Source organism: Streptomyces sp. NBC_01808 (assembly GCF_035917395.1).
GTDB lineage: Bacteria > Actinomycetota > Actinomycetes > Streptomycetales > Streptomycetaceae > Streptomyces.
In genome coordinates this window covers 900,844-923,899 of record NZ_CP109072.1, presented here as the reverse complement: position 1 = coordinate 923,899, position 23,056 = coordinate 900,844, and the positions used below count along the sequence as shown (strand labels likewise).

18 protein-coding genes are annotated in these 23,056 nt (G+C 74.3%); 7 read left to right on the top strand and 11 right to left on the bottom strand.

Annotated elements, in window-relative coordinates; translation table 11 throughout:
* Positions 1-41 precede the first annotated feature (41 nt).
* From OG946_RS03670 to OG946_RS03650, 5 genes are all read left to right on the top strand, one after another.
* On the top strand, positions 42-3,293 hold the full coding sequence (locus tag OG946_RS03670) for an alpha-mannosidase (RefSeq protein WP_326794725.1): 3,252 nt from the start codon (positions 42-44) through the stop codon (positions 3,291-3,293).
* A gap of 21 nt (positions 3,294-3,314) precedes the next feature.
* On the top strand, positions 3,315-5,027 hold the full coding sequence (locus tag OG946_RS03665) for a class I mannose-6-phosphate isomerase (RefSeq protein ID WP_326794724.1): 1,713 nt from the start codon (positions 3,315-3,317) through the stop codon (positions 5,025-5,027).
* Positions 5,024-6,139 carry an ROK family protein gene (locus OG946_RS03660; protein WP_326794723.1) on the top strand — a complete coding sequence of 372 codons (1,116 nt, stop codon included), beginning with the start codon at positions 5,024-5,026 and terminating at the stop codon, positions 6,137-6,139. The genes OG946_RS03665 and OG946_RS03660 overlap by 4 nt, the downstream gene beginning before the upstream one ends.
* A complete protein-coding gene (locus OG946_RS03655) occupies positions 6,136-7,206 on the top strand; it encodes a LacI family DNA-binding transcriptional regulator (RefSeq protein ID WP_326794722.1) in 1,071 nt (356 codons plus the stop codon). Before OG946_RS03660 ends, OG946_RS03655 begins: the two co-directional genes overlap by 4 nt.
* 105 nt (positions 7,207-7,311) lie before the next feature.
* A complete protein-coding gene (locus OG946_RS03650) occupies positions 7,312-8,112 on the top strand; it encodes an IclR family transcriptional regulator (protein ID WP_326794721.1) in 801 nt (266 codons plus the stop codon).
* Positions 8,113-8,258: 146 nt separating this feature from the next.
* Here the strand turns inward: OG946_RS03650 and OG946_RS03645 are convergent, their stop codons facing one another.
* From OG946_RS03645 to OG946_RS03620, 6 genes are read right to left on the bottom strand one after another with little or no spacing between them, the layout of a single operon-like run.
* On the bottom strand, positions 8,259-9,095 hold the full coding sequence (locus tag OG946_RS03645) for a hypothetical protein (RefSeq protein WP_326794720.1): 837 nt from the start codon (positions 9,093-9,095) through the stop codon (positions 8,259-8,261).
* A complete protein-coding gene (locus tag OG946_RS03640) occupies positions 9,086-9,262 on the bottom strand; it encodes a hypothetical protein (RefSeq protein WP_326794719.1) in 177 nt (58 codons plus the stop codon). Before OG946_RS03640 ends, OG946_RS03645 begins: the two co-directional genes overlap by 10 nt.
* Before the next feature lie 2 nt (positions 9,263-9,264).
* The gene (locus OG946_RS03635; protein ID WP_326794718.1) at positions 9,265-10,563 is read right to left on the bottom strand and encodes an extracellular solute-binding protein; all 1,299 of its coding nucleotides are present in this window, start codon (positions 10,561-10,563) and stop codon (positions 9,265-9,267) included.
* Between the two features lie 60 nt (positions 10,564-10,623).
* Entirely contained in the window at positions 10,624-11,565 is a 942-nt protein-coding gene (locus tag OG946_RS03630; RefSeq protein WP_326794717.1) for a carbohydrate ABC transporter permease, read from the bottom strand.
* Complete coding sequence (locus OG946_RS03625) at positions 11,562-12,536, bottom strand: carbohydrate ABC transporter permease (RefSeq protein ID WP_326794716.1); 975 nt, start codon at positions 12,534-12,536, stop codon at positions 11,562-11,564. Before OG946_RS03625 ends, OG946_RS03630 begins: the two co-directional genes overlap by 4 nt.
* Entirely contained in the window at positions 12,533-13,447 is a 915-nt protein-coding gene (locus tag OG946_RS03620; RefSeq protein WP_326794715.1) for an IclR family transcriptional regulator, read from the bottom strand. Before OG946_RS03620 ends, OG946_RS03625 begins: the two co-directional genes overlap by 4 nt.
* Before the next feature lie 270 nt (positions 13,448-13,717).
* On the opposite strand from OG946_RS03620, the gene OG946_RS03615 reads away from it, so the two are divergent.
* Complete coding sequence (locus OG946_RS03615; protein WP_326794714.1) at positions 13,718-16,246, top strand: hypothetical protein; 2,529 nt, start codon at positions 13,718-13,720, stop codon at positions 16,244-16,246.
* Between the two features lie 32 nt (positions 16,247-16,278).
* The gene (locus OG946_RS03610; protein WP_326794713.1) at positions 16,279-17,496 is read left to right on the top strand and encodes a glycoside hydrolase family 16 protein; all 1,218 of its coding nucleotides are present in this window, start codon (positions 16,279-16,281) and stop codon (positions 17,494-17,496) included.
* Positions 17,497-17,579: 83 nt separating this feature from the next.
* Here the strand turns inward: OG946_RS03610 and OG946_RS03605 are convergent, their stop codons facing one another.
* From OG946_RS03605 to OG946_RS03585, 5 genes are all read right to left on the bottom strand, one after another.
* A complete protein-coding gene (locus OG946_RS03605; RefSeq protein WP_326794712.1) occupies positions 17,580-18,359 on the bottom strand; it encodes an SDR family NAD(P)-dependent oxidoreductase in 780 nt (259 codons plus the stop codon).
* Positions 18,356-19,270: a dihydrodipicolinate synthase family protein gene (locus OG946_RS03600; RefSeq protein ID WP_326794711.1), complete on the bottom strand. Its 915-nt coding sequence runs from the start codon at positions 19,268-19,270 to the stop codon at positions 18,356-18,358. Before OG946_RS03600 ends, OG946_RS03605 begins: the two co-directional genes overlap by 4 nt.
* A gap of 142 nt (positions 19,271-19,412) precedes the next feature.
* Positions 19,413-20,594 (bottom strand): mandelate racemase/muconate lactonizing enzyme family protein, encoded by a 1,182-nt coding sequence (locus OG946_RS03595; protein WP_326794710.1) that lies wholly within the window; start codon positions 20,592-20,594, stop codon positions 19,413-19,415.
* A 161-nt stretch (positions 20,595-20,755) separates the two neighbouring features.
* Complete coding sequence (locus tag OG946_RS03590; protein ID WP_326794709.1) at positions 20,756-21,343, bottom strand: N-acetylmuramoyl-L-alanine amidase; 588 nt, start codon at positions 21,341-21,343, stop codon at positions 20,756-20,758.
* Between the two features lie 164 nt (positions 21,344-21,507).
* Positions 21,508-22,824 (bottom strand): ROK family transcriptional regulator, encoded by a 1,317-nt coding sequence (locus OG946_RS03585; RefSeq protein ID WP_326794708.1) that lies wholly within the window; start codon positions 22,822-22,824, stop codon positions 21,508-21,510.
* Positions 22,825-23,056: the final 232 nt, after the last annotated feature.

Genomic DNA, 23,056 nt, shown 5'->3' with positions numbered 1-23,056 from the left:
TCACCGCCCGCGCCGCCGCGGGAGAGTACGGAGACCACCGCATGACCACTCGGGCCCTCGTCAAGACCACCGACTGGGACAACGACCGCATCCGCGACAGCCTGCGCAGCAGCGTCGTCACCGCCGAGGGCAGCCTCGCGGGTACCGCCCTGCGCCTGACCCAGGAGCCGCTGCTCAAGCACGCCGAGGGCGGCGGGCTGCTGCAGAGCCTGCGCGTCGAGGCCACCGGCGGCGCCCTGCCCGCCGATCTGGCCGACGCCTTCGTCGTACGCACCGAATCCGGCACGGCGCTGCCCGCCGCGCCGGAACCGGGCCCCGGTGGGTCCGTACGGCTGCTGCTGCCCGCCGTCGACACCGCCACCCGCGTCACCGTCGGCCTGGCTGCCGATGCCGATGCCGATGCCGATGCCGGTGGCGGTGGCGGTGCCGGGGCCGACGCCGGCATCGCGCTGACCCTCACCCCGCAGCGGCAGTGGACCCTGCACCTCGTCCACCACTCCCACCTCGACATCGGCTACACCGACCCCCAGGGCCGCGTCCTCGCCGAGCACCTGTCGTTCCTCGACTCCTGCCTGGAGCTGACCCGCGCCACCGACGACTGGCCCGCCGAGTCCCGGTTCCGCTGGTGCGTGGAGTCCCTGTGGTCCTTCCGGCAGTGGGCCGACGCCCGCCCCGCCGAGCAGGTCGAGGAGTTCGTACGGCGCGTCCGCGAGGGCCGCATCGAGCTGACCGCCATGCCGTTCAACCTGCACACCGAGACCTGCTCCACCGACGAGCTGCACGAACTGCTGCGGCTCGCCGACGAGGTGCGCGACGAGCACGGCGTCGAGTTCACCTCCGCGATGCAGACCGACGTGCCCGGCGCCGTCGTCGGCCTCGTGGACGCGCTCGCCGCCGCGGGCGTCACGTACCTGTCCGTGGCGCACAACTGGGCCGGCCGGTCCGTGCCCCACCTCGTCGGCGGCGAGAAGCTGCCCCGGCTCTTCCGGTGGCGCGCGCCCAGCGGCAACAGCATCCTCGTCTGGGTCACCGACACCCCGCACGGCCTGGCCTACATGGAGGGCCCGCTGCTCGGCTTCGACACCGACTACGACAGCGTCGACGACCTGCTGCCCGCCTATCTGACGTCGCTGGCCAGCAACCCGTACCCGTACCGCGGCGGCATCTTCGGCTGGGCCATGGACCAGGCCGACGTCAAGCGCGAGCCGTACCCGTGGGACATCCTGCACCTGCGCGTGCAGGGCAAGTTCGGCGACAACGCGCCGCCGCGGCGGATCATCGCCGACACCGTCCGCCGCTGGAACGAGACCTGGGCCTACCCGCAGCTCCGGCTCTCCCGCAACGAGGACTTCTTCACCGACGCCGAGGCCCGCCTCGGCGACGAGATCCGCACCTTCGAGGGCGACTGGACCGACTGGTGGGTCGACGGCGTCGGCTCCGGCGCCCGCCCGCTGTCCCTGGCCCGCACCGCGCAGGCCACCGTCGCCGACGCGCAGACCCTCGGCACCTTCGCCGGCATCCTGGGCGCCTCGGGCGCCGCCGACGACAGCCGGGACGCGGCCCCGGTCTACGAGGCCGTGTCCCTCTTCGACGAGCACACCTGGGGCGCCGGTGACCCCTGGACCCACGGCGACCACGGCGGCCACAGCGGCGAGGAGCAGTGGCACTGGAAGTACGGGCAGGCGCTGCGCGCGTACGACGACGGCAACTCGCTGCTCGACCGGGCCCGCGCCCGCCTCGGCCAGCGGCTCGCCGGCGCGCCCGACGCCGTGTCGTACCACGTCGTCAACACCTGCTCCTGGGCCCGCACCGACGTCGTACGGATCTTCCTGCCGGAGAGCAGCGTGCCGCTGGAGCAGCGCGTCGCCGTCCGCGACGCCCGCACCGGCGGGAAGCTGCGGCACGAGGAGCAGGCGCAGGTCAACGACGACCACCGGGACGCGGGCCGGTTCCTCCTGGTGTGCGTTGCCGACGTGCCGCCCGCCGGATCCGTACGCCTCGACGTCGTCGCAGAAGGCGCCGACGACGGGACCGCCGACGGCGAGGGCACCGTCCTGAAGGCCGCCACCGGCTGGAACCCCACCGGCGGCACCGAACAGGAGGACCCCGCCGAGACCGCCGCCGCCGCGCACGCCCAGGCCGACCCCACGCTGCTTCAGAACGAGCACCTCGCGGTCCGCGTCGACCTCGCCCGCGCCTGCATCGCCTCCGTCGTCGACAAGGCCACGGGACGCGAACTCGTCCGCGCAGACGCCGTCGCCGGCTTCAACGCCTACATCCACGACAGCTACACCACCGCCGGCGGCTTCAACCACAACTCCAGCCGCACCACCGGCTCCGACCGCCTGGAGCACCTCGGCAACCGCTCCGTCGCGCCGCCCGCCGCGCTCATCGCGCGCAAGTCCACCGCCACCGGCGAGACCCTCACCTACGAGACCCGCCCCGCCGGCGCCAACCGGGTGCGTACGACGCTCACGCTGCCGCACGGCGCCGCCCGCCTCGACATCGAGAACCGCGTCGACAAGGACGCCACCCTGGGTAAGGAGAGCGCCTACTTCGCGTTCCCCTTCGCCTTCGAGTCGCCCACCGTGCGGATGGAGGCCACCGGCGGCGCCACCGGCACCGGCCTGTCCGTCATCCCCGGCTCCGCGCAGCACATGCGGGCCGTACGCCGCTGGGTGACGCTCGCCGAGGACGGCCTCGCGGTCGCCTGGGCCACCCAGGACGCGCCGCTGGTGCAGTTCGGGAACATCGCGCTGCCGTATGCGCCGTTCCCCAAGACGATGGGCCAGGACGAGCCCGCCACCGTCTTCTCCTGGATCCACAACAACCTGTGGGACACCAACTTCCCCAGCGAGCAGGGCTTCGAGTTCACCTTCCGCTACAGCCTGGCCTGCGGTACGGACGACGCCACCCCGCACGGCTCCCTCGGCGCCCGCACCGCCGCGGGACTCAGCCGCCCGCTGCACGCCGTACGGGCCCGCGCCCCGCACGCCGAGGGCCCCGAGGTCACCGACGGGCTGGCGTTCGCCGAGGTCGGCGACTCGCGGGTGCGGCTCGTCGGCGCCACCACCCCCGGTGGCGAAGCCGGCGAAGGCGCCGTGCTGCTGCGGCTGCAGTCCTTCGCCGAGGAGCCCGTGGCCTGTCCCGTACGCGCCCTCTTCCCCGTCACCGGGGCCGGGCTCGCCGACTACCTCGGCCGCCCGGGAGACGACCTGCCGGTAACGGACGGAGAGGTCACCGTCGACCTCCCCGCCCTCGGCACGACCGCGGTGCTCTTCCGGCGCCGCTGAACCACATCCGAAGGAGACTGCGTGTACCGGCTCGACCCGCGCTACGCACCCGCCCCGCCGGCCGTCCTCACCACCGGCTGGCGGGCGGTGGCGGCGGAACTCCCCCACGGCCCGGCGGTAGTGGCCGTCGAGGGACCCCCGTCCGCGGACTGGGACGCCCTCGCCGGCCGGCTCCGGCGCGAGCTCACCGCCCGCGGCACCCCCGTGGCACTTCTCGACGTACGGCGCCACTACGCGCCGGCCGACGAGGTCAGGCGCCGCACCGAGCGGCCCGAGGACGCCGCCGACCCGCACTACTGCAAGCTCGCCGAGAACCCCCTCGACGACCTCTTCGACACCCCGCCCGCGGCGCGCCGCCCCGACGCCGGGCTGCTGCTCGTCTACGGCCCCGGCGCCGCCGTCGTACCGCACGACCTGCTCTGGTACGCCGACGTGCCCAAGCGCTACGCCGAGGCCGCCGTCACCGCCGGTACCACCGGCGCCAACCTGGGCCTGCCCGGCGAAGCCCCCGCACACCGGCGGCTGTTCTACGTCGACTGGCCCATGCTCGACCGCCACCGCGACGCGCTGGCCCGCCGCATCGACGGCTGGCTCGACGTCCAGGACCCCGCCCACCCCGTCCACCTCGACGGCGACGGGCTGCGCGGCACCCTCGCCGCGCTCGCCCGCCGGCCCGTACGCACCCGGCCCTACTTCAACTCCACGCCCTGGGGCGGCCACTGGGCCCAGCGCGAGCTGGGCTTCGCCCCCGACGCGCCCAACACCGCCCTCGGCTACGAGCTGATCGCCCCCGAGGCCGGCATCCTGATCGGCACCGGGCCGGACGCGCAGGCCGAGGTGCCGTTCCAGCTCATGTGCGTCCTCGCCCCCGAGGACGTGCTCGGCGCCGAGGTGCACGCGCGCTTCGGCACCTCGTTCCCGATCCGCTTCGACTACCTCGACACCGTCGACGGCGGCAGCCTGTCGCTGCACTGCCACCCGCGCGAGGCGTACATGCGCGAGCGGTTCGGCTGGCCGTACACCCAGCACGAGACGTACTACATGACCCTCGGCAGCGCCGAGACCAAGGTGTACCTCGGGCTGCGCGAGGACGCAGACACCGGGCAGTTCCGCAAGGAGATCGAGAAGGCGATCACCGACGCGGTGCCCATGGACCCGGAGGACCACGTGCTGGCCTTCCCGGGCGAGAAGGGGCAGTTGTTCATGATCCCCGCCGGTACGCCGCACGCCAGCGGCGCCGGCAACCTCGTCCTGGAGATCAGCGCCACGCCGTACCTCTACAGCCTCCGCTTCTACGACTGGCTGCGGCCCGGCGCCGACGGCAAGCCGCGGCCCATGCCGTACGAGCACGGGCTGGCGAACCTCGACACCGCGCGGCGCGGCGAGGAGGTGTCCCGGGAGCTGGTGCAGGACCCGCGCGAACTGCGCTCCGGCCCCGGCTGGCGCGAGGAACTGCTCGGCGCGCTCGACGAGATGTTCTACGAAGTCAGGAGGTACACCCTGGACGAAGGAGCCGAGGCAGGCGACGACACCGAGGGCCGCTTCCACGTCCTCAACGTGGCCGAGGGCGCCGGCGTCACCGTGCACACCGCGGCCGGCGACATCCACGGGCTGTCGTACGCCGAGACGCTGACCGTGCCCGCGGCGGTCGGCGGCTACCGGCTCGTGGCCACCGCGGGCGGCGGGCCGGTGCGGGTCGTCAAGGCCCTCGTCAGGAAGGCCGCCGAGCGTTGATCCCCGTCCTGGAGATCGGCGGCACGCACGTCACCGCCGCGCTGGTCTCCCCGCGGACCGCCGTCGCCACCCGCGTGCGGCGTCCGCTGGACGCGCGGGCCCGCGCCGAGGACATCCTCGGCGCGGTCCTGCGCTGCGCCCGCGCCCTGCCGACGGCGCCGGCGGGCGCGCGGTGGGGGGTGGCGGTGCCGGGTCCCTTCGACTACGCGACGGGCGTCGCGCTCTTCGCGGACGTCGGCAAGTTCGAGTCGCTGTACGGGGTGGACGTGCGGGCGGCGCTGCTCGACGGGTTGCCGGGGAGCCCGTCGGGCGTCGCCTTCCGCAACGACGCGCACGCCTTCCTCGCCGGCGAGTGGGCCGCGGGCGCCGCCCGCGGCCACACCCGCGCGGTGGGCATCACCCTGGGCACGGGCGTCGGCTCGGCGTTCCTCGCGGACGGCACGCTGCACACGACGGGCCCGGGGCTGCCGCCGGAGGGCCGGATGGACCTGGCCAGGATCGACGGCAGACCGCTGGAGGAGGTGGTCTCCCGCCGGGCGATCCTCGCCAGGTACGGGACCGCCGCGGACGGCGGGGCCGGACCGGGTTCCGGGGACGGACCGGGGTCAGGGGACCGGGCGGGCGCGGGTGTCGACGTCCGCGAGATCGCGGAGCGCGCCCGGGCGGGGGAGGAGCGGGCGCGCCGGGTGCTCGACGCGGCGTTCGGCGCGCTCGGCGCGGAACTGGGCCCGCGGCTGGCGGCGTTCGGCGCCACGGCGCTGGTCGTCGGCGGTTCCATGGCGGAGTCGTGGGACCTGGTCGCCCCACCCCTGACCACCGCCCTGACGGCCGGAGGCTGGCAACCGGCCGCCGGGGCCGCGGTGCCCGGGGTACGCGCCGGAGCGGACCCCGGCCGGCCGGAACCCGCCCGCTCGTCGCTGTCCGGCGGCCCGGCGGGAGGCCGGCTGCGTCCCGGCGAGCCCGACGGCGCCGGGGAGCCGGGCCGTACGCCGGCGAAGACCCGTCCCCAGAGCCCCGCGGAACCGCCCCCGGGTTCCCGGCGGTTGGTACGGGCCCTGCTCGGCGAGGACGCCGGGCTGATCGGGGCCGCCGCCGTCGGGGGTGCCGGGTGACGCCCGGGCCCGCCGGCGGGCCCGCTCCGCGGGACGCGCAGCCCACGCTGCGGGACGTCGCGGAACGCGCCGCGGTCAGCGCCATGACCGTCTCGCGCGTGCTGCGCGACGACCCCAAGGTGCTGCCCGCCACCGCCGCCCGCGTCCGCGCCGCCGTCGCCGAACTCGGCTACCGGCGCAACGAGGTCGCCCGCAGCCTCCGCCTCGGCAGCGGCACCGGGCTCGTCGGCCTCGTCGTCACCAACCTCGCCAACCCCTTCTACTCCCGCCTCGCCCTCGGCGTCGACGCCGTCGTCGCCCAGCACGGCCTCAAAGCCGTCATCGGCAACACCGGCCAGGACCCCGACACCGAACGCAGCCTCGTCGAGGACCTCGTCGCCCGCCGCGTCGACGGCATCGTCGCCGTCCCCGCCGGCGGCGACCAGCGGCACCTGGCAGCCGCCGCGGCCGAGGGCGTGCCCGTGGTGCTGGCGAGCCGCCCGCCCGTCGGGTTCGCCGCCGACCACGTCCTCGTCGACGACTACGGCGGCGCCCGCGCGGCGACCGAGCGGCTGCTGGCCGCCGGGCACCGCCGCATCGGCTTCCTCGGCTCCCCGCCCGCCGTCTACACCGGCACCGAACGACTCCGCGGCTACGCCGCCGCCCTCGCCGCCGCCGGGCTGCCCGCCGACGACACGTACATACGGCAGGGGCAGCAGCAGACCGCCGAAGCCGCCCGTGCCGCCGCCGCGCTGCTCGCCCTGCCCGAGCCGCCGACCGCGCTGTTCTGCTCCAACAACCGCAACACCATCGGCGCCTTCCGCGCCATCCGCGAGGCAGGAACCGCCACCGCCCTCGCCGGGTTCGACGACTTCGAGATGGCCGACACCCTCGGACTGCCGCTCACCCTCGTCGCGTACGACACCGACGAACTCGGCCGCGAGGCCGGCCGCCTGCTCCTCGCCCGCCTCGGCGAACGCACCGCCGCCGCCGGCGCCGGCCCTCGCGTGGACACCGCCCCCGCCCCGCCGGAGCGCCGGACCATGGTCCCGACCACCCTCGTCTCCTACGGCACCCCCGACCCGTAACGGGTTCCGCGCACCCGGGCCCTTCCGTCCATGTAACATCCGCTATCTGGATGAGCCATCTTCCCGCCAGGGGAACGGGGGCCGGGACCGGGAACGGAGGTCGCGATGGCGGCAACGGGAGGCACCGCGTCGGGCACGCAGAGCGTGGAGCGCGCCCTGTCACTGCTGTCGTACTTCACCGACGAGCAGCCGGAGCGCCGCATCGCCGAGCTGGTCGAACTCAGCGGCCTCGGCCAGTCCACCGTCTCCCGGCTCGTGGCCGCCCTGGAGTCGCTCGGCTATCTCGTCCGGGACGAGCGCAGCGGCCTGCACCGCATCGGCCCCAAGGTCGTCGAACTCGCCGGCGTCGCGCTCAACCAGTCCACCGTCCACCGCGCCGCCCGCCAGGTCGCCCAGAACCTCGCCCACGAACTCGGCCTCGGCGCCAACGTCGCCGAACGCCACGGCGACCGCATGTTCTACCTCTGCCACTTCGAAGGCCCCCTCGCGCCGCGGACCTTCACCCTCACCGGCCGCTCCGCTCCGCTGCACGCCACCGCCATGGGCAAGGCGCTGCTCTCCGGGCTCGCCGAGGACGAGGTCCGCGACCTCATGGGCCCCGACTACCCCGCGTACACCCGCAGAACCATCACCGGCCTCCCCGGGCTGCTCGACGCCCTGGCCGAGACCCGCGCCCGCGGCTACGCCACCGAGGTCGAGGAGCTGGCCTTCGGCCGCGCCTGCCTCGCCGCGCCCGTACGCGACCGCTCCGGCGCGGTCGTCGCCGCGCTGTCCGTCTCCGGCTCGCTGTCTGCCATGGACCTGACCGCCCGCCAGGACACGCTCGCCGCCAGGACCGTCGAGTACGCCGACCAGATCTCCACCGGCCTCGGCTACCTCGCCCACGCCCGACCCGCCGCGCTCTGAACCCGCCCCCCGGCACGCCGTACGTCCGTTCCGTACCCCCCGGACACAGGTGAGCCCGGTCCCGGGGTGCGGGCCTCGGGACCGGGCTCCGGCGGGCGTCGGCCGAACCCTCGACGGCGACGACCGCCCGCTTCACCCGCGAACGCTCAGGACCTCCCGCCCACCAGCCGGTAGTCGTGCCCCGCGCGCAGCGGGAACCCGACCGCGCCGGTGACGGGGTCCACGGAGAAGTCGACCGCGCGTCCTGTGGTCGTGTCCAGCACCTTCAGCGACTCCGCGTGCCAGCCGGCGTTCGCGTTCACGATCCGCGACGTGCGCTTCCCGTCACCGTAGCTGTACACCGAATCCCGCGTCACCGGGAATACCTGAGCCAGAAGCCGGTCCGAGGAACCCGCCTCCACCCGGCGCACCAGCACGCCCTTCCCGCCCACGAACGCCGGCACGTCGCCCCGCGCCACCTCGTGGTCCGTGAGCGTCACCGGGCCCTCGTGCCGCTCACCGGTGTTGACGTCGATCCACGTCCCCGCCGGCAGGTACACGTCCTGCCCGGTCGCCGTCGCGAAGTCCGCCCCCCACACCGGGGCGGCCAGCAGCGACTCACCGAGCATCCACTCGTACCGCCGGGTCGACTCGTCGACCAGCCCGTACGTCCGCTCGTCCGCCGGATACGCCAGGTGCAGCGGCGTCATCGCGTACGGGAAGCCGGAGGCGTGCCCGTCGAGGACCGCGTCGTAGATGTACGGATGCAGCGAGTCGTGCCACAGCGCCAGCTTCCGGGCGTCCGCGGCCACGTCGTCGCCGAACCGCCACGGCCCCTGGCCGAAGCCGAGCACCGGGGTGAGCGCGTTGAACTGCACGTTGCGGGCGAAGTACGCGCGGTACGCCGGGTCGGTCGGCTCCGCCTTGCCGGGGGTGCCGCCGACGAAGTCCGGGTAGAGGTTGCCGTAACCGCTGGCCGCGAGGTTCAGCAGGTTCACCGGCATCCGGTCGGGCTCCCCGCGGAACCCGCCACCCCCGGGACCCCGGCGCCCCGCCCCGCGTCCGCCGGCTGCGCGGCCTGCGCGGGCGGCAGCAGCGCCGGGAGCAGCGCGAGCGGCAGCGCCGGCAGCAGCGTACGGCGCACGGCGCGCGCTCTGACACCTCCGCGCACGCTCACTCCTCGATCAGGCGGGCGACGTCCTCGCCGGCCGTCCGCATCGCGTCCTTCGCCGAGGAGTCGCCCACCAGCACCGCCTGCACCTGCTTGGCGACCGCGTCCTCGATCTGCGCGTTGTTCGCGTACGTCCAGAACGGTCCTGGCGTCGCCGTCGCGGTGATCTTCTCCGTCCACTCCGTGGTGAACGTGTCCGACGCCACCTCCTGCGCCGCGAGGCCCTCCTCCGTCGTCGGCGGCAGCGCCAGCTTCCCGAAGTAGTCGACGACCGTGGCCTGGTCGGAGGTGGTGTGCACGGCGAAGTCCGTGGCCGCCGCGGAACCCTCGCCCTTCGTCACCACGATGACGTGGCCCCACAGCAGCGCCTGCGGGTCGTCCCCCTTCTTCAGCACCGGCCGCGGCACCGCGACCATCGCCTCCGCCAGCGACTCGTCCGCGGCCTCCGCGAGCGTCGCGCCCTTGCCGACCAGCGCGTCGTCGTAGAAGCCGACCTTGCCCTGCGCGAACAGCGCGCGGGCGTCGAAGCGGTCCACCGCCTTGGCGATGAGCTTCTCGTCGTAGAGCTTCTTGAACCACTCCACGGCGTCGACCGACGCGTCGTCGCCGATCGCCACCTCGCCGTCCGCCATGATCGGGCAGCCGAAGGTCTGCATCCACGGGAAGATGTCCTTGAGCTGCTCCACCTTCGTCGCCGCGGCGTACGGCGTCACCCCGCCGCCCAGGTCCTTCAGCGCCCGCAGCGCGTCCTCGAACTCCGCGATCGTGCCCGGCAGCCGGCGGATCCCGGCCTCGTCCAGCAACTTCCGGTTGCCGATCAGCCCGATGGAGCCCGTCGTCCACGGCAGCCCGTACTGCACCCCCTCGTACTGCCCGCTCTTCAGCGCCACGTCCGTGTAGCCCGCCCCGGCCGCCGCGTCCCCCAGGTCCAGCAGCGTGCCCATCTGTGCCACCGCCGCCAGCCACGCGATGTCCAACTGCACCGCGCCGCTGATCTCCCCGCTGCTCAGCTTCAGCGTCAACTGCTTCAGATACTCGTTGTACGGATACTCCGTCGTGGAGACCTCCACCTTCCCGGCCTTCTCCCAGGCGGTGATGATCCCCTCCACGACGGGCTTGCTGGCCTCCTCGTTGAGGGCCCAGGAGGTGAAGCCGAACTTCTTGGCGTCGGCGTCGCCGCCGTCGCCCGAGCCGCCCCCGGAGGGCGCGCAGGCGGCGAGGGCGCCGGGCACGGCGAGCCCGAGCGTGCCCAGGCCCAGCAGTCTGAGGGTGTCGCGGCGTGGAAGTGCGTGGCGGGACATGCCGACTCCTTGGAGGTTGGGAAGCGTGGTGCGGTACGGGACCGGGCGCGGCGGCGCCGGTCAGCTCTTGACGGCTCCGGCGGTCAGCCCGCCGACGAGGTACCGCTGCAGGAACATGAACGCGACGACCACCGGCACCGAGACGATCAGCGACGCCGCCATCAGCGCCGGCCAGGCCGTCTGGAACTCGCCGATGTAGGTGTTCACCAGGCCCGGCGGCAGCGTCATCGTGTCGTCGCCCGACAGCGTCAGCGCGAAGATGAAGTCGTTCCAGCCGCGGACGAACGCGAACAGACCGGCCGCGACCATCCCGGGCGCGGCCAGCGGCGCGACGATGCTGTGCAAGGTGCGCCAGCGGGACGCGCCGTCGATGGCCGCCGCCTCCAGCAGCGCGTCGGGCACCGTGTCGAAGATGCCCTTCAGCATCCACACGCACAGCGGCATGGTGAACGTGGTGAAGGACAGGATCAGCGCCGTGTACGTGCCGAGCAGGTCGAACTGGCGGAACACCGCGTACAGCGTGATCAGCAGCAGCGCCTGCGGGAACATCTGCGAGGCGAGCACGAAGTTCATCAGCGACCTGCGGCCGCGGTAGCGGAACTTGGAGAACGAGTAGCCCATGTACGTGGAGACCACCACGCTCAGCACCGCGGTGACCCCGGCCACGATCACGCTGTTGACCATGTAGTCGAAGAGCTTGTCGTTCTCGGCGAACGCCCGGAAGTGCGCGAACGTGATCTCGGTGGGGAAGAACCGCGGCGGGAAGCGGAACGCCTGGCCCGGCGGGCTGAGGGCGGTGACCAGCATCCAGTACATCGGCAGCAGGCCGAACAGCCCGATGACGCCGACCGCGGCCCACGCGGCGACGGAGGAGCGGACCTGGTCGGGGCGGCGGCGGGGCCTCCGGAGGGCCGGGCGGCGCCCGGCGGGGGTCCCGGGCGGGCCGGGCGGCGGCGCCTTGGGGGAGGCGCCGTCGGCGGTGGTGAACCGGGCGGTGGTCACGAGTCCTTGTCCTCCCGCTCGGAGGTCCTGAGGTACACCCCGACGAGGGCCAGGAGCAGCAGCATCCACAACCCGCCGAGCGCGGCCGCGTGGCCGAGGTCGAAGCCCTTGAAGGCGTCCTGGTAGACGGCGACCGCGAAGGTCTCCGTGGCCCCGGCGGGGCCGCCGCCGGTGAGGACGTAGATGGTGTCGAAGTGCTGGAAGTTCCAGATGAACTCGAGCAGGAGCACGATCGCGGCGACGCCCCGTACTCCCGGCCAGGTGACGGCGCGGAACCGGCGCACGGCCCCCGCCCCGTCCACGGCCGCCGCCTCGTGCAGTTCGCGCGGCACGGTCTGCAGACCGGCCAGCATCATGACCATCATCCACGGGAAGCTCGCCCACGTCTTGGTGACGATCACCGCGACCATCGCCGTGGTCGGCTCGCCGAGCCATGACACGCTCTCGTCGATGAAGCCCAGCTCCAGCAACGCGCCGTTGAGGACCCCGTAGTTCGCATTGAAGATCCACATCCAGAGGAATGACACCACGACGCCGGGGATCACCCAGGGGAAGAGGAAGAGCCCGCGCAGGAACCCGCTGCCCTTCAGCCCGGTGTTCAGCGCCAGCGCGAGCGCGAACCCGACGGCGAACGGTGCGAGGGTGGCGCCGACGGTGAAGACGAGGGTGTTCTCGAGCACCGGCCAGAAGTCGCGGTCGAGTACGTCGGCGTAGTTGTCGAGGCCGACGAACGTACGCCCCGGCAGCCGCAGATCCTGGTCGAAGAAGCCGGTGACGAGGGAGGCGACGAGCGGGTAGAACACGATCGCCGCGAAGAGCGCCAGGCCCGGCACGGTGAGCAGGAAGGCGAAGGCGCCGTTCGACAGCCGCTGCCCCTCGCGCTTGGCCGGCCCGGGGGCGCGAGCCGGCGCGGGGGAGGCGGCGGGCGGCGCGGGGGCCGCCTGCTTCGGTGAGGCGGACGGGGGCGTCACGGCCGGCTCCTCTCGGGCTCGCGCGGGTGGCCTTGCCCGTTTCCGTTTCCGTTCCCGGGTCCGGGGCCGTTTCCGGGCCCGGCCCCGGGTCCGTGGCCGCGTGCGTCGCCGGTCCTGGCGGGCGGCGGCGCGGCGCGCGGGCCGACGTAACCGAGGCCGACGCTCACGGAGTCGGCGGCCTCGACCGCGGCGCGGGACAGCTCCTCCTCGCGCCGGTCGAGCGCCACGGTGGACAGCGGCCCGGAGATGGAGATGGCGGCGACGATGTCGCCGGAGCGGTCGCGGATCGGCGCGGCCACGCAGGAGCGGCCGTGCGCCAGCTCCTCGACCTCGGTGGCGTAGCCGCGGCGGGCGACGGCCTCCAGTTCGGCGTCGAGCGCGGCGTGCGAGGTGAGGGTCGCCTGCGTGTAGCCCGGCAGCGCGTCCTCGGGGAGCAGCTCGCGGCGGCGCTGCGGGGCCAGGCCCAGCAGCAGGCACTTGCCGAGCCCGGTGGCGTGCAGCGGCTTGCGCTGGCCGGTGAGCACGGTGGACCTCGGGGCCAGCCTGCCCTCGAAGTTGAGCAGGTAGAAGAGGGCGGTGCCGTGCCGGATGGCGACGTTGGCGCCGAGGCCGAGGCGGGCGGCGAGCTCCTGCGCGAGCTGGCGCGCCTCGCGGTGGACGGGGTGGTGGTTGACGGCGACGCCGCCCAGGGTGATGGGGGCGGTGCCGAGGCGGTACAGGCCGCTGACGGCGTCACGTTCGACGTAGTCCAGCGACTCCAGGGTGGCCAGCAGCCGGGAGGTGGTCGAGGTGCCGAGGCCGGTGATGCGTACGACGTCGGAGACCCGCAGCTCCGGGTGGCCGTTCTGGAAGACCGCGAGCACGGCCACCGCGCGCTCCACGCTCTGGTTGTTGCCCTGATCCGATGCCATCCGCGACTCCAGTGAATCTGCTTTGCAACATGCGGGATCGTTGCCCACATATTGCGACGGCGTCAACCCTTGTGGTGGTGCTTCTGCAGCAACGGCCCCGATCCCGGCCGACGATGACGACCGGTTTTCTCGTGCGGCAGGGGTTGACGGTCGTGCAGCATGTGGACACGCTTCCTGCATTACGGATGCTAGTTGCACCATGCACCAGTGGGGAGCGTGTCATCGATGCCCAGCCGCCGGAGCTTCGTCAAGGCCGCGGGAGTCACCGCCGTGGCAACGTCAGCCCAGGCAGGCGCGGTTGCCGCCGCCGCGGACCGGGACGCGGGCCCGGACATCCTGCACCTCGACGGCGACCGCGTCCGCCTCACCTGGGGCCGCACCGACGCCGGCTGGCGCGCCGTCCGGGTACACACCCGCACCCGCAGCGGCTGGCGTGAACTCCCCGGCGCCCTCGGCGAGTACGGCCTCACCCACCACGCCGGCGCGGAACCGCCCGACGCCCAGCAGGTCCGCCGCGAGGAGGCCGGCACCCACCACGCCTTCCTCCCCGCCGAAGGCGCCGCCGAGGGCACCTCCCAGAGCAAGGCGGTCGTCTTCCGCCACACCCACCCCCTCGGCACCCTCGAAGCCCGCTGGCGCATCGACGGCCGCCACCCCCACGACGTCCGCGTCACCCTCACCTGGACCGCCGCCCAGGACGGCTGGATCAGCCTGCGGACCCCCACCCTGTGCGCCCTGCCCGAGCAGGACCTCGCCTTCGGCTGCGTTCCCGGCGGCTGGTACGGCCACGAGGCCAACCCCGACCTGCGCATGGCCGCCGAGTACGGCCACGGCCTGCCCGCCGTGCCGCACCTCTTCTACGACGACCTCGCCACCACCCTCGCCCCGGTCCTCAGCACCACCGAAGGGCTCACCCTCGCCGCCGTCGCCGAACCGGGCATGGCCCGCGACCCGTACGCCGCCGACCGCGTCACCCACCGCGACGTACGCCTGGCCCTGTCCACCCGCGACCGCGCCGGCCGCCTCACCCCGCACCTCGCCCGGCCCATCCTCGGCCGCGCCGACTCCCGCTGCACCGCGGGCGACCGCCGAGTCCTCGACTTCCGCTTCACCCTCACCGACGCCGACTGGTTCGAGGCGCTACGGCACGCCGCCACCGACGTCTACGGCTTCGGCCGGTACCTCGAACTCGCCGCCAACAAGCACGCCCTGACCGAGCGCCTGGCCCGCATCCAGGCCACGTACATCGCCGACCCGGTGCTGTCGCAGTGGCTCACCGACGAGTACGAGGGCACCACCATCGGCGCCCAGAAGTACAACGGCTTCGTCCAGGGCGCCGAGAACGACGCCATGAAGAACTCCGACATCGGCGCCATGTGGGGCCTCGCCGCCGCCACCTCCGACGCGCTGCTGGAACGCGACCGGCTGCCGTACGTGCGCGACTTCAAGCTCGCGCAGCAGCAGACCGCCGCCGGCCACTACCGCGGCGCGCTCAAGGGCCAGTACTACCTCTTCAAGTCGGACCGCTTCGTCGAGGAGGGCAACCCCGACGCCGACATCGCCGACTACGTCGAGCCGCTGGCCACCGCGTACTACGTCATCACCGACCTCGCGCACATCCTGCTCTTCCAGCCCGGCGACGCCGAGCTGAAGGGCCGCATCCGGCTCGCCGCCGACCACCTCGCCGACGCCCAGAAGCCCGACGGCTCCTGGGAGGTGGCCACCGACAAGGAACCCCCGTACGCGGTCACGTACCCGCATCTGACCGAGGATCTGCGGCCCACCTGGTACGGGCTGCTCGTCGCCCACCACGCCCTCGGCGACCGGCGCTACCTCGACGGCGCCGTGCGCGGCGCCGACTGGTACGTCACCCACGCCGTCGAGCGCGCCCGCTACCTCGGTTCCACCGGCGACTCCGGCTTCCGCATGGACCTGTCCCTCTCCCAGGGCATCCAGGGCCTGCTCGACCTCGCGGACGCCACCGGCGAGCGCCGCTACCGCGACGCCGCCATCGAGGTCGCCCGCCTCCACACCACCTGGATCTACACCCACCCCGCCCCGTCCACCGAGCCGCGCACCCGGGACGGTGTCACCTACGAGGCGTGGCAGCTCACCCAACTCGGCCTGCAGAAGGAGCAGAACGACAGCGCGCCCGGCAACGGCCCCATCCTGCTCTCCAGCTTCGCCGGCACCTATCTGCGCGTACACCGCCTGACCGGCGACCCCCTCTTCCGCGACATGGCCCGCGCCGCCGCCCTCGGCCGCGACGCCTTCGTCGCCGAGGAGCCGGGCGTGCACTCGTACTACTGGGTGCGCTTCACCAACGGCATCGGTGCCTTCCCGCACCACGCGTGGTGGCAGGTCGGCTGGATCCTCGACTACCTGCTGGAGGAGGTGCGTACCCGCACCGGCGACCGCATCAGCTTCCCCCGCGGCTACTTCACGCCCAAGGTCGGCGGCCAGCTCACCTACGGCTTCGCCCCCGGCCGCGTCCACGGCACCCCCGCGACCCTGCGCATCCCGCCGCGGCTGCTGACCGCCGACACCCCGCACGCCGAGACACTCGGCGCGCTGGCCACCGACGGCGGCCGGCTCTTCGCGCTGGTGCTGAACAGCAGCGCCCGGCCGCTGACCGCCACCGTGACCGTCGACCCGGCGCTGGCGCACCCGGACGGGCCGCGCACCGTCACCGGCATCCGCGCCGTCTCCGGCCGCCTCACCGCCGCCGACGCGCCGCGCTTCACCGTGGCGCTGAAGCCCCACGGCATGGCGGTCGTCGCGCTCGACCTCGCCGAGTAGCCCGTACGCCGACGCGACCGGAAGGACGTCACATGCCCCGTGCCACCCCCCTCGCCGCGGCGCTCGCCGCCGCCACCGCCCTGCCCCTGCTCGCGCTCTCCCCGCCCGCCGCCGCGGTCCCGGCGGCCCCGGCCGCCGCCGCGGAGCGCGCCGCGGCGCCCGTCGCGGGGCCGCCCGGGACCGGCTGGACCCAGTTCTTCGGCGACGAGTTCGACGCCGCCGGCGTCGACACCGCCAAGTGGAACTTCCGCACCGACGTCAAGGCCAACAGCGCCCAGCGCCCGCAGAACGTCACCCAGTCCGGCGGCGCCCTGCACATCGCGCTGAAGAAGGAGGACCACGCGGGCAAGCAGTTCACCGGCGGCGGCGTCATCTCCAAGAAGCACCTGCGCTACGGCTACTACGAGACCCGCGCCAGGATCAACGACGGCGCCGGCTGGCACACCGCCTTCTGGCTCCAGGCCGGCGACGGCAGCACCACCTTCCCGGCCGAACAGCGCACCGAGATCGACGGCTTCGAGACCGACTCGGTCAACCCGACCAGGACCTCGCACAACGTCCACGGCTGGGTGGGCAGCGGCGTCCACGGCCCGGTCACCTACGGCTCCGGGACGTACGACACCGGTCTCGACCTCAGGCAGTGGCACACCTACGGCATCGACTGGTCAGAGAGCGGCGCGAAGTTCTTCATCGACGGCGCACTGAAGTACACGGCTCCGTACACCCCCGGCCAGTGGATGCACGACTACACCGCCGTCTGGCTCACGAGCATCGCCACCGGCGCGCTGCCCGACGCGGGCAAACTGCCCTCGGCCGCCTCCTTCGACTACGTCCGCTACTGGCAGCGCGACTACTACGTCGACAACGACGGCGCCGCCGCCTACGGCTACTCCACCACCGGCACCTGGCAGCCCAGCGCGCTCACCGGCTGGACGAAGGACTCGCCCGTCTCCTACGGCTGTGCGGCGGGCGCCGAGGCGACGTGGCGGCCCCGGCTGCGGGCGGCCGGCTCGTACGAGGTGTTCATCCGCAAGTCCGTCTCCGCCACCGGCGGCGACCCGGCGGCGAAGGTGACCCTGAACAACGCCGGCGCCGTCACCACCCGCACGCTCGACGAGCGCTCCGGCAGCCCCGGCTGGGTCTCGCTGGGCACGCAGCCGTACCAGGCAGGCGAGAGCGCGTCGGTGTCGCTCACCGCGAGCGGCACGGGGTGCGCGCATGCCGACGCGGTGAAGTTCGTCCGGCGGTAGCGGCCGGCCCGTAGCGTCGTATACCGGTTGCCGGTCCCGTCATACGGGACCGGCAACCGGTATACGGATATTCGGCGCGAGCGTTACAGGAAGCGCTCCCGGAGATCAGGGCGGAGCCAGGCGGCGGGGGAGGAGATGCTGAGGCCGCCGTCCACCGGCAGCACCGCGCCCGTGATGAACGAGGCCGCGGGGGAGGCCAGGAAGTGCACGGCCGCCGCGACCTCCGGCGGGGTGCCGGTACGGCCCAGGGGGTAGCCCTCGGCGACGTGCGCCAGCGGCGGGGTGCCGATCGTGCCGGGCGCCACCGCGTTGACACGGACGCCGCGCGGGCCGTAGTCGAGGGCGAGTTGGCGCACCAGACCTTCGACGCCCGCCTTCGCCGCCGCGTAGCCGGGCAGTCCGGGGGCGGCGAGGAAGGCGTTCACCGAGGTGACGGCGACGATGGCGGAGCCGGACCGGAGCCGGGGGAGTGCCGCGCGGGCGACGTAGAACGCCGTGTCCAGGGTGGCGGACTGGGCCAGCCGCCACTGCGCGTCGGTGGTCTCGGCGGCCCGCGCCACCGGCTGCGCCGCCGCGGCCAGCACCACGACGTCCAGCCGCCCCAGCGCCTCCGCCGCCGAGGTCACGCACCGGGCGGCCTCGGCGGGTTCCGCGCAGTCGGCGGCGACGTACGCGGTGTACGACGGGTGCGCGCAGTCCGCCAGCCCGCAGCCCGCGACCCGGTCGCCGCCCGCCGCGAACGCGTCGGCCACCGCGCGCCCGATCGCGGAGTCGCCCCCGACGACGAGCACGCCGCACGCCCGCCCGCTCCCGTCCGGCGCCGCCGCGCCCCCGCCCGCGCCCACGGCCGGGCCCCCGCTCACCGCGCCCCGCCCGGGGCCACCGGCGGCAGCGCCAGCCGCTCCAGGATCCCGTCCAACTGCCCGCGCAGCGCCTCCGTCAGCCCCTTCGCCGGCAGCCGCACCGCCGCGGAGTCGATCACCCCGCGCCGTACCAGCACCTCCTTGTGCACCGCCCAGGCGAACCCCGCCTGCATGCCGAACCGGATCAGCGGCAGCAGCCGCTCGTACGCCCCGTGCGCCTGGTCCGTCCGCCCCGCGGCCCAGGCGTCCAGCACCGGCCGCAGCGCGTCGGTGAACTCGCACGCCGGCATCGTCCCCACCGCGCCCGCGGCCAGCTCCTCCAGCAGGAAGAAGGCGTTCTGCCCGCCGAGCACGTCGAACCCGGCCGAGGAAGCCGCCACCGTCTCCGCGATCTTCGGCACGGTCGGCGCCGACTCGACCTTCACCGAGTCGACCCCTTCGAGCTTGCCGAACTCCGTGATCAGCGGCACCGGCATGGCCACCCCCGTCGTCGCGGCGGCGTCCTGGACCATGACCGGCGCCCCGGCGCGCTCGCCCAGCGCGCCGTAGAAGTCGACGAGCTGCTGCGGGCCTGGCTTCGCGAGGTACGGCGGCAGCACCATCAGCGCGTCCGCGCCGCCCGCGACGGCCTGCCCGCACTGCTCCAGCGCCGTCGCCAGGCTCGTCGGGCTGACCCCGGCCACCACCGGCACGGCGCCGGCGACCACGTCCCGTACGTCCGCGAGGACCGCGTCCCGGTCGGCGGCGGTGAGCGCGAAGCCCTCGCTGGCCATGCCGAAGACCGCCACCCCGTCCGCGCCGGCGAGCAGTTGGAACGCGGTGAGCCGGCGCAGCGAGGGGCGGTCGAGGCTGCCGTCCGGGTGGAAGGGGGTCGCGAGGACGGGGACGAGACCTCGTACGGGCCGGCTCATGCTGGGGTCCTTTCGTTCGCCCGGCCGGCCGCGCCGCGCGGTGGGGCGGTGGTGCCGCCTTGCCGGGGCGGGCCGGGCCGGGGTGGGGTGTGCGGGGCGGGGACTGCCGGGCGGCGGCCGGGCGGGCCGGTCCCGGCGTCCCTCACCCGGTGATCTCCTGCGCGTGCCGTACGACGAACTCCGCGTCCACCTCCACGCCCAGCCCCGGCCCCGCGGGGAGCGGGATGCCGGTGTCCGGGCCGCCGGCGAGCGGGGTGCGCAGGATGCGGCTCGCGACCTGCCAGGTGGTGGGCTGGTACTCGAAGTACGGCATGGCGGCGACCGCGGCGGCGAAGTGCAGCCCCGCGGCGGTGGCGACGCCGAGGCCCGTGGAGTGGTGCGGGGCGACGGGGACGTGGTGGGCGGCGGCCAGCTCGGCGATGGCCATCGCCTCGGTCAGGCCCGTGCGCCCGGCGTCGGGCTGGGCCAGGGCCAGGGCGCGGCGGCCGAGCCAGTGGGCGAACTCGTAGCGGTTGCGCAGGGCTTCGCCGACCGCGACCGGGAGGTCGAGGCGACGCTGCAGGTCGCGGTGGCCCTCGACGTCCTCGGGGGCCAGCGGCGCCTCCAGGAACAGCACCCGGCGGCGCCGCTGCAACTCCCGGCCGAGGCGGGCGGCTTCCGCGGGTCCGTACGCCCAGTGCGCGTCGACGGCGACGCGCAGCCGCTCGTCGGCGGCGAGCACGGCATCGACGGTGGCGAGGTCGGCCTCGACGCCGCGGCCGAGGTGCAGCTTGATCCGGTACGCGCCGCGCCCGGCCCACTCGGCGGCGAGCTTCGCGCGCTCGGCGTCGGTGTCGCGGGGCAGCCCGGAGACGTAGGCGGGCTGCACGGTGCGGAAGGCGCCGCCCAGCAGCTCGGCGACGGGCAGTCCTGCGCGGCGTCCGGCGAGGTCCCACAGGGCGATGTCGACGGCGGCGAGCGCGTCGGCCTGATGGCCGGTCAGGTGGCCGCGCTCGCGCATCAGGTCGCGCAGCCGGTGCCAGGCGGGGCGTACGGCACCGGCGGGGGCGCCGAGCAGCACGGGGCGCAGGAGCCTGGCGACGGCCTGTCCGGGCACCTCGGGGCCGACCGGCGCGAGCGCCTCGCCCCAGCCCTCGGCGCCGTCGTCGGCGACGACGCGGACGAGCAGGGTCTCGAAGCGGGCGGAGTACAGGCTGCGCCAGGGCTCGCGCACCACGTACCCGCGGTCCTCGGTGAGGTCGCTGCCGTCGTCGAGCCGGCCCAGATACGCCTCGTCGTGCGGCAACTTGAGCGCGTAGACGCGGACATCGGCGATGCGGGCCATGCTCACCATCCCTGCTTCGGCAACGGGCTCAGGCGATGGCAGATTCCCACATCATGCAAGCGATATGCAAGAAGTGCATTGGCCTTTACGGAATAGGGGACCCGGTGAGCGGCAACACCCCTGAGCCGCCCACCGGGTGCTCGTGGGTCCTGCGCCGTGCGTCAGGCGGCCCGTACCAGCCCCATGTACTTCGTCCAGTTCCAGTTGGGGCCGGGGTCGGTGTGGGTGGCGCCGGGGACCTCGTTGTGGCCGATGATGTGGTCGCGGGTGCGCGGGATGCCGTAGCGGGTGCAGATCGCGGCGGTCAGTTGCGCCGACCGCTGGTACATCACGTCCGTGAACCAGGCGGGCTTGTCCACCCAGCCCTCGTGCTCGATGTCGATGCTGCGGGTGTTGTAGTTCCAGTTGCCGGCGTGCCAGGCGATGTCCTTCTCCCGGACGAGCTGGGCGATGTAGCCGTCGGCCGAGGCGATGAGGTAGTGCGAGGAGACGTCGCGGCTGGGGTTCTGGAAGATGTCCACGGCGTCCTGGAAGTACTCCTGGGTCACGTGCACGACCACGAAGTCCAGCGGGTACGAGGTCGGGCGGCTGGAGACCGTGTAGTTGGACGGATCCGCCGGGATCCAGTGCGTCGTGGGGTACTGCGCCGCCTGCGCGGGCGTGGCGGCGAGGCCGCCGAGGCCGGCCGCGGCGGCGGTGGCGGCGGCGCCCTGGATGAGCCGCCTGCGGGGGAGGTTCGCGAAGTCCATGGGGCTCCTGACAGCGGAGGGACATTTGCGCGTACATGACAGTCCGGAATCCATCATGAGGACACGTCAGGCCCGCTGCCAAGACATGGCCGGATATGCCAATGGGCGTACCAAAGGCGGTGGTCGGGGGCGGCGGTACGAGGGAGGCGCCCGGTGCGCGCGGGTCAGCCGGCGGCGACCGCGCCCGGCGCCTCCATGACGGCGTCGACCTCGCTCAGCGCGGCTCCGAGCAGCGGCCCCTCGCCGCCGAGCGCCGAGACGGTCAGCCGTACGGTACGGGCCGGGTCGGCGAGCCGGCGGCCCAGCTCGCGTTCGACCGCGGGCACCACCCAGGGGCCGAGGCCGGCGAGCGCGCCGCCCAGCACGACGGTCTCCGGGTCGAGGAGGTTCACGGCGCCGGCGAGCGCGATGCCCAGCGCGCCGCCCGCCTCGCGCAGTGCCGTCCGCACCAGGGCGTCGCCGTCGGCGGCGCGGGCGGCGAGCATGGCGATCCGCCCGCCGGGGCCCGGGTGTTCTGCGCGGGCCCGCGCCGGGTCGATGCCGGACGCCCGCAGCACGGCCTCCTCGCCGGCGTACTGCTCAAGGCACCCGCGCCCGCCGCAGGCGCACGGCCGGCCCTGGGGGCGTACGGGCACATGGCCCAGCTCCCCGGCGAACCCGTGTGCCCCGCGCAGCAGTTCGCCGTCCATGACGACGGCGGCGCCGATGCCGATCTCGGCGGAGACGAAGAGGAAGTTCCGCCCGGGCCCGGGGGAGCTGCGGTCCGCCGCCTGGAGCGCTGCGGCCGGCTGGCCCTCGGGACCGAGAGCGGGACCTGCGCCGGGGTCCCCGTCCTCGCCGGCGCCGGGCGGCTCCGCCGCGGTGTGCTCCAGGCGCTGTTCCGCCAGCGCGCCGAGGTTGGCCTCGTTGCCGACGCGGGCGGGTGGAGCGGCCGGAAGGAGCGGGCCGAGGTCGACGCCCTGCCAGCCGAGGTTGGGGGCCCGTACGACGGTCGACTCGTCGCGCGCGATGAGACCGGGGACGGCGACCGTCAGCCCGGTCGGCGTCAGGCCCTTGCCCCGTACCTCCGCCACGACCTCCTCCATCAGCCCGGCGAGCCGCGCCAGCACCGGCCCCGGCGGGTGGTCCCGGTTCGCGGCGTCGGCGGCGACCCGGGCCCGTACCCGGCCGCGCAGGTCCACCGCGCAGACCGCGAGGTGGTCCACCCCGATCTCGGCGCCGAGGCCGCACGGCCCGCGGTCGTTGAGCGCGAGCGCGCTGCCGGGCCTGCCCACCGTGCCCGGGCGGCCGGGACCCAGCTCCACCAGCAGCCCCGCCCGCAGCAGTTCGTCCACGACGGCCGCGACCCCCGCCCGCGTCATCCCGATCCGCGCCGCCACGGCCGCGCGCGACAGCGGGCCCCCGGCGGCCACGGCGCGCAGGGCCAGGGACAGGTTCCGCTGCCGCAGCGCCTGCTGCGTACGGGGAGAGGGCGCCGACACGGGCGACTCCTTCGGGCGGTGAACGGGCGGTGAACGGCGGTGACGACCGTCACGTCGGGCTCGGGCACGACGACCCTACGGCCTCGCGGCGCGGTAACCGAGCATGGCGGACAGGCTCAACACGTCTAGTTGCACGAACTGCGCAGAAAATCTTGGTCGTACTGCTTGTTTCGTGCAGGTTACGCATGCATGATGTGCCTGTCCGAACGGACGTCCACAGCAAAGTCGGAGG

Excerpts from the sequence above, each read along its gene's own strand:
- OG946_RS03670 (WP_326794725.1), top strand. The coding sequence starts at position 42 with ATGACCACTCGGGCCCTCGTCAAGACCACCGACTGGGACAACGACCGC.
- OG946_RS03650 (WP_326794721.1), top strand. The coding sequence starts at position 7,312 with ATGGCGGCAACGGGAGGCACCGCGTCGGGCACGCAGAGCGTGGAGCGC.
- OG946_RS03645 (WP_326794720.1), bottom strand. The coding sequence starts at position 9,095 with ATGCCGGTGAACCTGCTGAACCTCGCGGCCAGCGGTTACGGCAACCTC.
- OG946_RS03635 (WP_326794718.1), bottom strand. The coding sequence starts at position 10,563 with ATGTCCCGCCACGCACTTCCACGCCGCGACACCCTCAGACTGCTGGGC.
- OG946_RS03620 (WP_326794715.1), bottom strand. The coding sequence starts at position 13,447 with ATGGCATCGGATCAGGGCAACAACCAGAGCGTGGAGCGCGCGGTGGCC.
- OG946_RS03610 (WP_326794713.1), top strand. The coding sequence starts at position 16,279 with ATGCCCCGTGCCACCCCCCTCGCCGCGGCGCTCGCCGCCGCCACCGCC.
- OG946_RS03600 (WP_326794711.1), bottom strand. The coding sequence starts at position 19,270 with ATGAGCCGGCCCGTACGAGGTCTCGTCCCCGTCCTCGCGACCCCCTTC.
- OG946_RS03595 (WP_326794710.1), bottom strand. The coding sequence starts at position 20,594 with ATGGCCCGCATCGCCGATGTCCGCGTCTACGCGCTCAAGTTGCCGCAC.
- OG946_RS03590 (WP_326794709.1), bottom strand. The coding sequence starts at position 21,343 with ATGGACTTCGCGAACCTCCCCCGCAGGCGGCTCATCCAGGGCGCCGCC.